Raw genomic sequence first — 13,148 nt, forward strand, 5'->3', positions numbered from 1 at the left:
CCATGAGGGTGGTTACGCCAAGATCCCACCCCGCGGACGGAAAGGGCAGGAGACCCGTATGAGCACCGCAGGTCAGCCGTACAAGGTGGCGATCGTTGTCGATGAGGGCTTGCCGTCGGGCTTGGCCGCGAACACCGCGGCCGTGCTGGCCCTGAGCATCGGCAGGCAGGTCGAGACGATCATCGGACCCGTGATCAAGGATGGTGACGGAAGCGCGCACGCCGGAATCACCACGATCCCGATCCCCATCCTCACCGCGGCCGCGGACAAGGTGCGGGAGATCAGGAATGACGCCTGCACAAGGGATGTCGAACTGCTCGTCGTGGATTTCACCGACTGCGCGCAGAAAACCCGGAACTACGCCGATTACGGCAATCTCCTGGAAGCGGCAACGGGCAGTGAGATCAACTACCTCGGAGTGGCGCTGTACGGGCCGAAAAAGGCAGTGCAGCGGCTCACCGGGAGTCTGCCCCTGCTGCGCTGACGCGGTCGCCGTTGACAGTCCTCCGCGGCGACCCTAGCCTGAAAGCGTAACCACCAGGGTAGTCACTAGTATTGACGCGGGGGGCCGGGTTGACCAGGATCAAGCAGGGCCACGAATTACCGAATCTCGCGCCTGGTGCGCAGACCGCGGAGCCCGCTCCCTATGGCCCGGTGGTCTGCGTTGTCATCGCGGCCGCGGTGCTGAGCAGCTCTTACACGCTGACCAAGGTCGCGCTGCGCGACGTGCCTCCGCTCACCATCGGCTTGATCCGGTTCGCGCTCGCCGCCTTGGTGCTGGCGGTGTGGGTCCACGTCGTTCGCCGGTACCCCCGGCCGTCCGGCGCGGACCTGCGAAGGCTCGCGATCGGCGGACTGCTCGGCATCACGTGCTACTTCGCCATCGAGAACATCGGGGTGCAATTGGCGACGGCCGCCGACGCGGCCTTGCTGGTCGCCGCGTACCCGGCGATCACCGCCTTTCTGGAATTGGTGATCTACCGCCAGCGGACCCAGGTGAGCGGTCTCATCGGCATCGCGTTCGCCATCGTCGGGGTCTGCTTCGTGGTCGGTTACGCTCCTTCCGCGAGCGGGACCCGATTGATCGGCGATATCTTGCTCGTGGTGAGCGGAGTCGTGTGGGCGCTGTACAACTTCGTCACCCGGACCGTCGCCAATCGGTATCCCACCCCCGTGGTGCTCTACTACCAGTCGGTCGCCGGCGCGATCGCGTTCGTGCCACTGGCCCTGATCGAGGCGGACCAGTGGCGGGTGCCGGAGCATCCGGCGGCGACCGTGGGCTCGCTCGCCGCCCTCACCATTCTGTGCTCGATCGCCGGGCTTGGCCTGTATGCCAAGGCGTTGCAACGATTGCGCCCCAGCACCGCGGTGAACCTGCTCAATCTGGTCCCGATCTTCGGGCTGCTCATCGCGGTCGTCACGCTCGGGGAGTCGGTGACCCCGTTGCAGCTGGCCGGCGGGATCGTCGTGGTCATCGGCGTCACCATCACCACCCGCTACGAGCACCGGAAGTCTGGCCGCCGGACTGGGTCGTGACCCGGGATTCTTGATCGACAAAGGAAATCAGGCGCTTCGCCCCTTCCACGATCCGGTCTTCCGACGTGGTGAGGGACAATCTGAGGTAACCCCTCCCCGCCGGTCCGAAGGCGGAGCCCGGCGCGGCCGCCACCCCGTGCCGATCGAGCAAGCGCGACGCGAATTCGCGGTCGTCCACGCCAGTGGCGGTGATGTCGACCCAGGCGTAGAAGGCCCCCGCGGGTACGGCCGGCCGGGAATCGGTGTGGCCGAACACGGCGAGCAGGGCGTCCCGGCGGTTCCGGTAGGCCTCACGCATCTCGGCGACCTGGTCCTGCGGCCCGGTCAAGGCGCTGAGCGCCGCCCATTGCGCCGGTTCGCTCACGCAGGCGAGCAAGGACTCCTGGCACTTGGAGACGACTTCGGCGGCGTCGGCCGGAACCGCGAGGTACCCGACACGCCAGCCGGGCATCGCGTAGGTCTTGGAAAAGCTGTAGGCCGAAATGACCCGGTCCTGCGCCACCGCGGCGGCACTGGTGAAGGTGTCGTCGAAGGTGAGTTCGTCGTAGCACTCGTCGGAGATGACCCAGAGACCGCGGTCGCGGGCGAAGTCCAGCAGTTCGCGCATCCGCGTCGGGCCCACCACCGCGCCGGTGGGGTTCGACGGCGAGTTCAGCAGCAGCACCTTGGTCTCCGGTGTGACGAGCTGTTCCAATCGCCGCACGGAAGGGGTGAACCCCGCGTCGGCGTCCAGTGGGTAGCGCTCGGGACGGAGCCGGAGCAGCCGGGCCATCGTTAGGTAGTTGGGCCAAGCCGGATCGGGAAGCAGTACCCCGTCCCCTGGCCGGGTCACCGCGAGCAGAGCCGCGAATATGCCCTGGCTCGCGCCCTGTGTCACCACGACCTGGTCCGCATCGACTCGGTATCCGTTGCGCGCCACTATTTTCTCGGCGATGGCCGCGCGGAGGTCCGGGAGCCCCGCGCTGGGCAGGTAGTGGGTGCGGCCCGACCGTGCCGCGGTGTGCGCCGCGTCGACAACGTGAGCCGGCGTCGGAAAGTCCGGATCTCCGATGTCGAGCCGGATGGCGTGCGCATGCCGGGCGGCCAGAGCTGCGATTTCCCGGATACCGGAATTCGGTAACGCGCTGGCGGCCTCATTCAACTCGGCCATCATGATTCCCCCTTGTTGGTCAGGTCGGGCACGGCGACTGCTCGCGGAAAAGGATCAGGCGAGTCCGAGGACAATTTCGGTAAGGTGATCGATACGCCCCGGCGCGGGCGGCAATGCCACGCTGATTCGAAGTTGTAGCCCATTTCCGGCGCCGGGTCAAAGCGTTGACTTCCGGATCATCACTGCTAGCATCGGGCACAGTAACCATGAGGGTGGTTACTGATCTTGGTCCGGTCGAGCCGGGCCCTAGGGGGTATTGGCATGGGGAGCCAGCATGAGCGTGTCCAGGATCGGCTCAGACCCGAGGCGGTCGGCAAATCGGTTCGGGAACTGGTCGTCCGTTCCTCGGAAGCCCGGCCTGGTGACGTGATCGCGACACTGGGACCGGCGGGGACCAGCAGTGAGGCGGCCGGCTGGCATTTGGCGGGCCGTCTCGGCATCGCGCGGGACATCGGGGCGGTCGAGCTCTTCCCGTCTTACGAAGAAGCCCGGGCCGCGGTGAAAGAGGGGCGGGCGAGCAGGTTGCTCGTCGCCAACGCGTACCAGGGCATCAGCGAGTTCTACATGGACCGGGTACTGGGTCTCGAGCGGGCGTTCGTGTTCGACACGCCGCTGTACGGACTGGCTTCGCGGCAGGATCGCCCGTTGCCCTTGACTTGCCAGATCAGTACCCATCCGGCACCCGTCGCGCTGATCGGGCAGTTGCTTCCACCCGGCTACGAGGTGGCAGAAGTGGATTACGCGTTGTCCACCAGCGCGGCCGCGGAACGTGCCGCGAACGGCGAAGTGGACCTCGCCTTGACCACGAGGCCTGCCGCGCAGCGGCACGGACTCCGTTTCATCTCACGGACCAGGCCCATTCGAATGCTGTGGTCGGTCTTCACCCGACTGCCTCCCGGTGACCGGATTTCATCGAAGTAGGCAGAACAAATCGCAATCGGCATGCCCGAACGTAAACCGCCGTGAAACGGTGGTCTGGCGTCGGCATGCCCGATTTATCGATTCTTTCGTCCAAGGAGATCAGTTGTGGGCAGTATGATGCTGGAATCCGTTCAGCTCATTCACGGCGGACGGTTCAGACGGGGGTCTTCGCTCTCACCGGACGAGCAGCCGGTCGCCGAGATCGAACTCAGTCCGTTCCACCTCGACACTTATCCGGTGCTCAACCGCCAGTTCGCCGAATTCATCGAGGACGGCGGATACCGGCAGGCGCAGCTCTGGACGCCGGCGGGATGGTCGTGGCTGGAGTCGACCGGGGCGACCCGGCCGAACTACTGGGACGACCCGCTCTGGTCGGCGCCCGAGGTGCCGGTCACCGGGGTGAGCTGGTGGGAGGCACTGGCGTACGCCCGCTGGGCGGGCAGGACGCTGCCCACCGAAGCCCAATGGGAGTACGCCTGCAAGGGCACCGCGGGGAACACGTACCCGTGGGGCGAGGACGAACCGGACCTGACCTTGGCGAACTTCGCGCCGGACTGCGACCCGGTGGAGCGCCGGCCGACCAGTCCCGATCACTTCCCGCGCAACGTCTCCGAGTTCGGTTGCCACGACATGGCCGGGAACTTCGCTGAATGGTGCCTGGACAACTATGCGACGGCGTATCGCACCTCGGGGAAGGATCCGTTGTACCGCACGGCGGAAGAGGACGACCACGTGGCACGGGGTGGCTGCGGGCTTCACGACGCCGACTACCTCCGGAGTTCGGCACGAGACCACTACCACCCGGGGCTCCGGGACAACCTGATCGGCTTCCGCTGTGCCCGCCCCGTGGACGGAGCGGACTCGTGAACGCGCCCGCTCCCACCCGGCGAGGACGTAAACCCAACTCGCTCCGCTACTACCAGGACGGCCCGCCGGAGCGGGTCGACCTCGACGCCTGGCGCCTGGAGATCGCCGATCCCGGCGGAATCCTGGGGCGGCTGTCCCACAGTGATCTCCAGTCGGTGGCAAGGGTGGAGGAGTCCCGCCGGTACGTCTGCGTGTGCAACTGGAGCGTGCGGGAAGACTGGGGTGGCGTCCTGCTCGAAGACGTGTTGCGGCTGGCAGGCTGGCAGGGCACAGGTGAAGGCCTGTACCTCAGGCAGCGGAGTATCGGCACGCCGGAGAAGGGCGTGTACGAATCGACCATCCCGCTCGGTGACGCGATCGCCAGGCGTGCGCTGCTGATCGACCGCGTCAACGGCGGAGAACTGCCCCTCGAACGCGGCTACCCGTTACGGCTCATCGATTTCGGCCTCTACGGGTACAAGAGCGTCAAGGGACTGAGCGGACTCGAGATCACCACTACGTTCGAGTTCGGCGAATGGGAGCGAAAGGCCGGTTACGAACTGGACGGGCAGATCCGCCCCAAGCGGTACCGCTTCTGCGATCTCGGCAAGCACCACTTCATCGATCGACCCGGCGAAGTGACCGAGCTGTGAACGGAGAGCCCATGGCCGAAAGCCCGGGTGTCGTGCTCGCCGAGCGCGATGGGGAACACCCCTGGATCGACTGGACCGCCACCGCCTGGTTCGAGGCCGGTGACGCGGCCGCCCCCTCGCCCGCCGGGCCGCGCGCCCGGCTCGCGGAGGCGTGTTCCCGGCCGGCGGCGCAGCAACCGCGCTGGGCGGACGAATCGTCGCGCCGTCGAGTGTGCGGAGTACTGGAAAGCGTTCCGCCCATCGTGGTCCGGCCGGAGGTCGACCGGCTCCGGAGCCTGCTGTCCGAGGTCGCGCGCGGCCGGGCGTTCCTGTTGCAGGGCGGTGATTGCGCGGAGACCTTCGCCACCAACACCGAGTCCCACATCCGGGCCAACGTGCGGCTGTTGGTGCAGATGGCACTGGTGCTCACCCACGGCGCGAGCGTGCCGGTGGTGAAGGTCGGCCGCATGGCCGGGCAGTACGGCAAACCGCGCTCGAAGGACATCGACGGGCAGGGCCTGCCGGTGTACCGAGGTGACATCGTGAACTCCGCGGTCGCTTCGGCGACGCGGCGGGTGGCGGATCCCCAACGGATGCTCGGGGCTTACGCGAATTCGGTGACCACGATGAATCTCGTGCGCGGACTCGCCGGTGGCGGGCTCGCCGACCTGCACGGGGTACACCGGTGGAACATGAACTTCGTGCGCGGATCGGCGGCAGGCGAGCGGTTCGAGGCGCTGGCCGCCGAGATCCAGCGCAGCCTGCGGTTCATGGACTCCTGCGGCGTGGCCGCCACTCCGTTGCACACCACGGAGATCTTCGCCAGCCACGAGGCGCTGGTGCTGGACTACGAGCGTGCACTGGTTCGATGGGAGCAAGACGAGGATCCGGCCTCCCGGCTGTACGACCTGTCCGGGCACTTCCTGTGGGTCGGCGAACGCACCCGTCAGCTGGACGGCGCCCATCTCGCGTTCGCGGAACTGCTCGCGAATCCGGTCGGGGTGAAGCTCGGTCCGGAGGCCACGGGACGGCAAGCCGTCGAGTACGCCCGGCGGCTGGATCCTCATCGCGAGGCAGGCAAGCTCACCTGCATCACCCGGATGGGCAACGATCGGGTGCGGACGGTGCTGCCCGCGATCGTGGAGGCGGTCACGGCCGCCGGGCACGAGGTGGTCTGGCAGTGCGACCCCATGCACGGCAACACACACGAAGCGAGCACGGGGTACAAGACCCGGCACTTCGACCGCATCGTGGACGAGGTCCAAGGCTTCTTCGAGGTACACGGGGACCTCGGCACCCACGCGGGCGGTGTCCACCTGGAACTGACGGGGGAAGACGTGACCGAATGCGTCGGTGGTGGACAGAACATCTCCGACGCGGACCTGCCGACCCGGTACGAGACCGCCTGCGACCCGCGGCTGAACACCGAACAGTCGCTGGAACTGGCCTTTCTGATCTCCGAAATGCTTCGGGGGTGAACGCTATTCGCCGGGTCCCTCCGGGCGTTGCTCGCCCGCGCCGAACTTCTCCCGGAGCACGCTGAGCCCCGGACCATAGGCGGCCTCCAGCACGTCGCCGTGCGACGCGAGCACTTCCAGCTTGTAGAGGTCGTGGCGGATCAGCTCGGTGACCGGGACCACCAGACCGGGGTGGGTGGTCCAGGCCGCCCTGCTGAGCCCGGCACTGGACACGTTGCCTGCGATGACCTCCCGGTTGTCGACGCTGACCACAAGCCAACGTCCGCCGAGGCCCTTGGTGACCTCGTCGGTGAGCGGGTGCGGGTACACCCTCGCGAAGGGGTACTCGGGGTCACCGTAGGCGACCGCGGTGACCTCCACACCGCGGCCGACCGCGGCCTTCAGCTCACGCCGCAGCTCCCCGGCGTCAGGGGCCCAGATCTCCAGGAGGATCTTGTGAGCGGCGCCCTGCACGAGCTGGCGGGCGCGGGCGACGATCTCCTCACGCCCTTGGATGTCCCAGATCACCGCGTTGGTGTCCTGCTGCTCGGCGTAGTCGTTCATCGCGGCCTCGGCGAGGTCCAGACCGGCAAGCATCTCCTCGCGTGCCCGGTCGATGAGCTCCTTCGGCGGTACCGGGCCGTACTGCCTGGGCTCGCCGTGGGTGACGTGCACGGCGCCCTTGTGCTCCAAGGAGTCGAGCACCTCGTACACCTTCGCTCTGGGCACCCCAGACCGTTTCGCGACGCCGTAACCGGAGGAAGGTGACTCCTCCAGCAAGGCGAGATAGGCGCGGGATTCCCACTCGGTGAGGCCGAGCACCTTCATCTGCGCCGCGGTCGGGGTCATGTTCTTCTTCACGGGGAGCAGAATTGCGCCGGTCGGGTGACCCTGTCAATCCGGCGTCCCGTGGTGCCACCTCGCGCGCGAGGAGGTTCTGCCTGTGCTAACGACGGTCTTGCTGAGGCTCGGCCATCGAGCGGCGCGCCGGCGCTTATAGGCTTCGGGTATGAGCCAGTCGATCCAGTTCACCGACCGTAACTTCAAGCTCGCGGTCGTCCAAGAGCTGATGTACAACCAGGACCTTCTGCCGAAGTTCACCCTGCGGGAGTACGCCGCCGAGCAGGGCTTCACCTACGACGGTGGGAGCGTCGAAGCGGTACCTGAGGCACTGGCCTACTTCGAGGCGCTCGAGGTCCCCGTCGAGCTCGCGGAGAAGATCACCGAGATCGAGATGGACGGCGGCAACGAGATCTACCTCGAGATCGCGCCGAACTGGGACGGCGAGGACGCGCTGTTCGACGTCGACGAGTTCGCCGACCTGCGGCACTTTCCCCACCTGAAGTCGATGACACTGCTGTACACGGGCAACGAGGAAGCACTCCAGACGCTGCGTGCCCGCGGTATCGAGGCGGACTGGCTCTGACCCGGCCACCGGCAGGTCTATCGGTCAGGCGCGAGGGGTCGTGAGTGGCGATTCGGGTTAGAACACGAATCGCCACTCACGACCCCCAGGGCCGACCCGCCTGACTACACCCCACGCCAGCGCGCCGTCGGCAACGCGGGTACCCGGTGACCGCGATGGCCGGTCATCTCATCGTTCGCGAACAGAGCGTTGAGCACCGCCTCTTCGGTCGCCTGCACCACGGCCTCGAAGAACGGGTCGAGCCTGCCCCACGGGACGAACCGCAGGCTTTCGTATTCGGCCTGCTCCGTTCGCGGGAACCGGCTGGTGAGCGCCCCCGGGTTCGCCGTGCTGAACGCGAGGAAGAGGTCACCGGAGAAGTGCGAGCCGGTGGTGCCGGTGCGGGCAAGGCCGAGCGGGACGCGGCGGGCGAGCGAGGTGCACTGACCGGGCAGCAGGGGAGCGTCGGTACCCACGATCACGATCACCGATCCCGCGCCGGACGGTGCCGCCCAGTCCTCCTCCATCGGGTTGTCGGCGCCGAGTTCCGCTCCGACGTGTTCACCCGCGACGGTGAGCTCGCGCCGTGAGCCGAAGTTGGCCTGCACCAACGCGCCCACGGTGTACTCGTCGTCCCCATAGGACACGCGGCGGGAGGCCGTTCCGGTGCCGCCCTTGAAGCCGTAACAGGTCATCCCGGTGCCGCCGCCGACGGATCCTTCGGCGACCGGACCCGCCTGCGCGCCGTCGATCGCCGCGACGGCGTGTCCACTGTGGATCGTCGGGGCGGTGCTGTCGTTCAGGTAGCCGTCCCAGGTTTCGGCGACCACCGGCAGCAGCCATTCGGCGGCGACGTCGGGCCGTTCCCGCACCACCCAGTCGATCACGCCGCGGTGGCAGGCGCCGACGGCGTGCGTGGAGGTGATCAGCACCGGCAGGGTCAGCGACCCGGTCTCGGCCAGCCACGCGGTACCGGTCATCTCACCGTTGCCGTTGAGCGCGTACGTCCCGGCCGCGCACGGCACGGCGAAGTTCTCGCGTCCGCGCGGGAGGACGGCGGTGACGCCGGTCCGCACGGACTCGCCCTCGACGAGCGTCGTGAAGCCGATCTCGACGCCGGGGACGTCGGTGAGCGCGTTGTGCTCACCGGTCCGGCCGGGGAGCGGGACACCCAGGTCACGGGCGCGGGTCATGGACGGTCCTCCAAGGGGTTCGAGGTGGCTGTGCGGGCGTAGGAGAGCAACATCGCTTCGGCGGTCGCGGTTTCCAGCGTCGGCACGGCCTGGGTGAGGTGCAGGCCGTAGCCGTCCTCCAGTGCGACCAGGTTCCGTGCGATCGACACCGCGTCCGCGGTCAGGGCGAACTCGCCGGTGGCGGCGCCCGCTTCGAGGATGCCGGTGTAGATCCGGACCTGCTGTTCGTAGAGCGTGATGTGCCTGGCGGCGTACACGGGATCGCGGCGGGCGATCGTGCCGAGTTCGTAGAGCAGTACGCAGAGTTCGTCGTCGGGGCCGGTGGGCAGTCCGCTGCGGATCATCGCCAGCAGGCGCCCGGACGGGGTCGCCTTCGTGCCCGCGGCCAGTTCCCGCGCGGAACAGAACCGCGCCACCGCCTCCCGCTGCACCTCTTGGAGCAGGTCGGCGAGGGTGGGGAAGTAGTACAGGACCGAACCCGACGACAGGCCCGCGCCCTCCGCGACGTCCCTCAGCCGCAGGTTCAGCACGCCGCGTTCGAGGACGGCCCGTCCGGCCACCTCGATCAGTTCGGCACGTCGCTCCGTCGCCTTGCTCGGTCTCGCCATGCGTTCATTCTTCGAATCTTGTTCGAAAAACGCAAGGGTCGAGCTCGATCAGCTCTTGACGTCACACGGACGAGGGCCTTTGATGCGTGCTCAACAGTTCTTCGAAGGAGATTCAAGGAACCCACCTTGTAGGAGGTCGGCCGTGTCCACTCCCGCCCTGCGCCGCGGTCTGCGCACTCTCGGCACGCTGCTCATCACACTCTCCGCGATCAGCCCCGCTTCGTCGGTCTTCATCATCGCGCCGGGGGTGATCTCCGGGGCCGGGACAGGCGCCTTCTACAGCTTCGTGGCCGCTGCGGTCGTCGGGGTGTTCATGGCCTTCGTCTACGCGGAACTCGCGTCGGCGTTCCCGCTGGCGGGCGGCGAGTACGCGATCGTCACCCGCACGCTCGGCAGGCTGCCGGGCTTCGTCGTACTCGGCCTGATGATCATCACGCAGGTGCTCATCGTCGCGGTGATCGCGCTCGGTGTCGGCACCTATCTCGGCGTGCTCATGCCCGGCGTGCCCGGTCCGGTGATCGCCGCCGTGACCTGCGTGGTCGCGGCCGTCGTCGGGATCTTCGACATCAAGCTCAACGCCTGGGTCACCGGGATCTTCCTGGCGATCGAGATCCTCGCGCTGATCGTGGTCAGCGCGCTCGGGCTGTTCAACCCGGCACGGTCGTTCACCGAACTGCTGGCGCATCCGGTCGCTTCCGACGGGAGCCCGGCGACGGTCGGCGCGATCGCGATCGCCACGTCGGTCGCGATCTTCGCCTACAACGGCTACGGCTCGGCGGTGTACTTCGGCGAGGAGACGCAGGACGCCTCCCGCGGGATCGCCCGCGCGATCCTGCTCGCCCTCGGCATCACGGTGGTCGCCGAACTGATCCCGGTGACCGCCGTCCTGCTCGGCGCGCCCGACCTGAACGCGCTGTTCGCCTCGGAGAACATGCTGTCCTACTTCATCGACTCGCGCGGTGGGGGAACGCTCGACACCGTCCTCGGCCTGGCCGTCGCGCTCGCGATCATCAACGCGGTGCTGGCCATCGTGCTGATCAGCTCGCGGATGCTGTTCAGCAGCGGCCGCGACCGGGCGTGGCCGTCGCCGGTCAACCGGGCGCTGGCCGCGGTGCACCCGAAGTTCGGGACGCCCTGGGTGGCCACCGTCGGCACCGGACTGGTCGCCGCGCTGCTCTGCTTCGTCGACCCGAAACTGCTGCTGGTGGTGACGAGTACGTCGATCGTGGCGGTTTACGCGGCGCTCTGCCTCGGCGCGATCGTCGGAAGGCGCACCGGAGCCACCGCGCACGCCAAGTACCGGATGCCGTGGTTCCCGGTCGCGCCGGTGCTGGCGCTGGCCGTGCTGGTGTTCGTCGTCTACCAGAACCTGCTCGACCCGGCGGTGGGACGGCCGAGCCTGATCGTCACGGCCTGCGTCGCCCTGCTTTCGATCGTGTACTACGTCTTCGTGCTGCGTAGGAAGGGCGGCTGGAAGCTCGCCGACGTCACCGAAGAGAAGGCCGACGAGCCTGCTTGATCAGGTGTACTCGGCGATCTCGACGCCGTACGTGCCCGGTTCGAGCGCCTCGAAGATGTGCGGGATGTCGCCGGGGTAGCAGATGTAGTCGCCGGGCAGCAGTTCGACCGGATCGTCCTGCGGCCCGACCCTAGCCCGCCCGGCGCTGAGGATCATGTGCTCGACGATGCCGCTCATATGCGGATCCGAAAGCCGCGGCTTCCCTGGCTCGGCGCGAATCAGGTAGACGTCGCGCCGGGCCCCGGGCGGGCACGAGCTGAGCAACGTGCACGCGTAGTCGGCGTGTTCGGCGAACACGGTCGGTCCGCTGCCCGAGCGGATGACCTGCACGCGGGGGCGTTCGGGCTCGACCACCCGGGAGAACGGGACGTCGAGCGCGACGCACAACGCCCAGATCGTCTCGACGCTCGGATTCCCGGCCCCGGACTCCAGCTGGGAGAGCGTGGACTTGGCGATGCCGGCGCGTTTGGCGACCTCGGTGAGGGACAGCCCGGTGCGGGCGCGCTCCCGGCGCAGGGACGTGGCGATGACGTCCAGTGGGGCGCCGTCGGAAGCGGTCGGGGACATGCGTTCGCTCCATCGGTCGTTGCGTTCGCCTTGACGAACACGGCTGCGTTCGTTCATTGTATGACGCTATGCGTTCGATATGGCGAACAACCACTCGTGTCCTGGGGCGCGATCTTCTCCGTGACATCGGGCTGGTCTGCCTCGCCGACACCATTGTCGGCATCTCCTACGGTGCGATCGCGGTGGGCTCCGGCTTCCCGATCTGGGCGCCGATGCTGCTTTCGGTACTGGTCTTCGCGGGCGCCTCGCAGTTCATGTTCGTCGGCATCATCGCTGCCGGCGGCAGCCCGGTGGCGGCCGTCGCGGCGGGTCTGCTCGCCAACGCGCGGCATCTGCCGTTCGGCTTCGCGATCGGAGACGTCCTCGGCAAGCGGTGGTCGTCGAGGATCGTCGGCAGCCACCTGATGATCGACGAATCGGTCGCGTTCGCGCTGGCCCAGCGCGACGAAGAGCGGCGCCGGGCGGCGTACTGGGTGTGCGGGATCGGGCTGTTCGTGTGCTGGAACGTCGGTGTCCTCGCCGGGGCGTACGCCGGCACCGCGATCAGTGACACCGACGCCTTCGGCCTCGACGCGGCCTTCCCGGCGGTCCTGCTCGCGCTGGTCCTGCCGTCGTTGCGCGATCGTGCCACCCGGCTGCCGGTGTTCCTCGGGGTGGCCGTCGCGCTGGCCACGACGCCGTTCCTGCCCGCCGGCCTGCCGGTGCTGCTCGCGCTGGTCGGCGTGCTGGCCGGAGTGGCCGCGAAGGAACCCGCCGAACGCGAACCCGAGGGAGTGCACTGATGGACCCGCTGGACCTGATCATCGCCGGCGGCGTGCTCGCCGCCGGGACCTTCGCCTTCCGGTTCGCCGGGCCGGTGCTGAAGGCGCGGTTCACCGTGTCGCCCAAGGTCGAGAAACTGATGGCGCGTTCGGCCGTCGTCCTGCTGGCCGCGCTGGTCGCGGTCGCCGCGCTCACCGAAGGCCACGAGTTCGCCGGATACGCCCGGCCCGCCGGGGTCCTGGTCGGCGGCGTGCTCGCCTGGCGCAAGGCGCCGTTCGCGCTGGTCGTCGTGGCGGCCGCCGCGACCGCCGCCCTGCTGCGGCTGGCCGGGGTCCCCTGACCTGGCCGTTCCCCGGGGCGCCCAAGGCCGTGTCCGGTGAGGCTGTTCGCGGTCTCCGCGCCCAGGCGCTCCCTGACGGCACGGGCGGATGCGGCCGAGTACGACCCGGTACGAGACCGATCCGCCCGCGCCGTCAGGAACCACCTGGATCACGAAGCCCATCGAACAGCCTCACCGGACACGGCCTAAGCTGGGGGGAAGGTCTTTCGGGA

The 13,148-nt window shown here is 68.1% G+C and carries 15 protein-coding genes; 10 read left to right on the forward strand and 5 right to left on the reverse strand.

Going from position 1 to position 13,148, the window contains the following annotated elements; genetic code table 11:
- Positions 1–58 precede the first annotated feature (58 nt).
- Together DL991_RS32015 and DL991_RS32020 are read left to right on the forward strand one after the other, a co-directional pair.
- Positions 59–484, forward strand: coding sequence for a DUF2000 domain-containing protein (locus tag DL991_RS32015; RefSeq protein WP_125788082.1), 426 nt, complete (start codon positions 59–61; stop codon positions 482–484).
- 89 nt (positions 485–573) lie between these two features.
- Entirely contained in the window at positions 574–1,536 is a 963-nt protein-coding gene (locus DL991_RS32020; RefSeq protein ID WP_158634479.1) for a DMT family transporter, read from the forward strand.
- Here the strand turns inward: DL991_RS32020 and DL991_RS32025 are convergent.
- Complete coding sequence (locus tag DL991_RS32025) at positions 1,487–2,686, reverse strand: pyridoxal phosphate-dependent aminotransferase (protein WP_158634480.1); 1,200 nt, start codon at positions 2,684–2,686, stop codon at positions 1,487–1,489. The genes DL991_RS32020 and DL991_RS32025 overlap by 50 nt on opposite strands.
- A gap of 261 nt (positions 2,687–2,947) precedes the next feature.
- On the opposite strand from DL991_RS32025, the gene DL991_RS32030 reads away from it, so the two are divergent.
- The 4 genes from DL991_RS32030 to DL991_RS32045 all read left to right on the forward strand — a co-directional run bounded on the left by DL991_RS32030 (position 2,948) and on the right by DL991_RS32045 (position 6,563).
- On the forward strand, positions 2,948–3,607 hold the full coding sequence (locus tag DL991_RS32030) for a hypothetical protein (protein ID WP_199746758.1): 660 nt from the start codon (positions 2,948–2,950) through the stop codon (positions 3,605–3,607).
- Positions 3,608–3,721: 114 nt separating this feature from the next.
- Entirely contained in the window at positions 3,722–4,474 is a 753-nt protein-coding gene (locus DL991_RS32035; RefSeq protein WP_125788127.1) for an SUMF1/EgtB/PvdO family nonheme iron enzyme, read from the forward strand.
- The gene (locus tag DL991_RS32040; RefSeq protein ID WP_125788085.1) at positions 4,471–5,106 is read left to right on the forward strand and encodes a molybdopterin-dependent oxidoreductase; all 636 of its coding nucleotides are present in this window, start codon (positions 4,471–4,473) and stop codon (positions 5,104–5,106) included. Before DL991_RS32035 ends, DL991_RS32040 begins: the two co-directional genes overlap by 4 nt.
- A 65-nt stretch (positions 5,107–5,171) precedes the next feature.
- Positions 5,172–6,563: a class II 3-deoxy-7-phosphoheptulonate synthase gene (locus tag DL991_RS32045; protein WP_370308423.1), complete on the forward strand. Its 1,392-nt coding sequence runs from the start codon at positions 5,172–5,174 to the stop codon at positions 6,561–6,563.
- Between the two features lie 3 nt (positions 6,564–6,566).
- Here DL991_RS32045 and DL991_RS32050 read toward each other — a convergent pair whose 3' ends face one another.
- A complete protein-coding gene (locus DL991_RS32050; RefSeq protein ID WP_125788087.1) occupies positions 6,567–7,403 on the reverse strand; it encodes a TrmB family transcriptional regulator in 837 nt (278 codons plus the stop codon).
- Positions 7,404–7,551: 148 nt separating this feature from the next.
- On the opposite strand from DL991_RS32050, the gene DL991_RS32055 reads away from it, so the two are divergent.
- Positions 7,552–7,968 carry a hypothetical protein gene (locus DL991_RS32055; RefSeq protein ID WP_125788088.1) on the forward strand — a complete coding sequence of 139 codons (417 nt, stop codon included), beginning with the start codon at positions 7,552–7,554 and terminating at the stop codon, positions 7,966–7,968.
- Between the two features lie 104 nt (positions 7,969–8,072).
- Here the strand turns inward: DL991_RS32055 and DL991_RS32060 are convergent, their stop codons facing one another.
- Complete coding sequence (locus tag DL991_RS32060) at positions 8,073–9,140, reverse strand: P1 family peptidase (RefSeq protein WP_125788089.1); 1,068 nt, start codon at positions 9,138–9,140, stop codon at positions 8,073–8,075.
- Positions 9,137–9,748 carry a TetR/AcrR family transcriptional regulator gene (locus tag DL991_RS32065; RefSeq protein ID WP_125788090.1) on the reverse strand — a complete coding sequence of 204 codons (612 nt, stop codon included), beginning with the start codon at positions 9,746–9,748 and terminating at the stop codon, positions 9,137–9,139. The genes DL991_RS32060 and DL991_RS32065 overlap by 4 nt, the downstream gene beginning before the upstream one ends.
- A 142-nt stretch (positions 9,749–9,890) precedes the next feature.
- Between DL991_RS32065 and DL991_RS32070 the strand changes: the two genes are divergently transcribed.
- Complete coding sequence (locus DL991_RS32070) at positions 9,891–11,267, forward strand: APC family permease (RefSeq protein ID WP_125788091.1); 1,377 nt, start codon at positions 9,891–9,893, stop codon at positions 11,265–11,267.
- Here DL991_RS32070 and DL991_RS32075 read toward each other — a convergent pair whose 3' ends face one another.
- The gene (locus DL991_RS32075) at positions 11,268–11,834 is read right to left on the reverse strand and encodes a helix-turn-helix domain-containing protein (protein ID WP_125788092.1); all 567 of its coding nucleotides are present in this window, start codon (positions 11,832–11,834) and stop codon (positions 11,268–11,270) included. It lies immediately after the preceding gene.
- A 68-nt stretch (positions 11,835–11,902) separates the two neighbouring features.
- Here DL991_RS32075 and DL991_RS32080 point away from each other — a divergent pair, with 68 nt between their 5' ends.
- Both DL991_RS32080 and DL991_RS32085 read left to right on the forward strand, forming a co-directional pair.
- Positions 11,903–12,616 (forward strand): AzlC family ABC transporter permease, encoded by a 714-nt coding sequence (locus DL991_RS32080; RefSeq protein WP_148106374.1) that lies wholly within the window; start codon positions 11,903–11,905, stop codon positions 12,614–12,616.
- The gene (locus DL991_RS32085; protein ID WP_125788093.1) at positions 12,616–12,936 is read left to right on the forward strand and encodes an AzlD domain-containing protein; all 321 of its coding nucleotides are present in this window, start codon (positions 12,616–12,618) and stop codon (positions 12,934–12,936) included. Before DL991_RS32080 ends, DL991_RS32085 begins: the two co-directional genes overlap by 1 nt.
- Positions 12,937–13,148 lie beyond the last annotated feature (212 nt).

The organism is Amycolatopsis sp. WAC 01375, from assembly GCF_003947325.1.
Lineage (GTDB): Bacteria > Actinomycetota > Actinomycetes > Mycobacteriales > Pseudonocardiaceae > Amycolatopsis.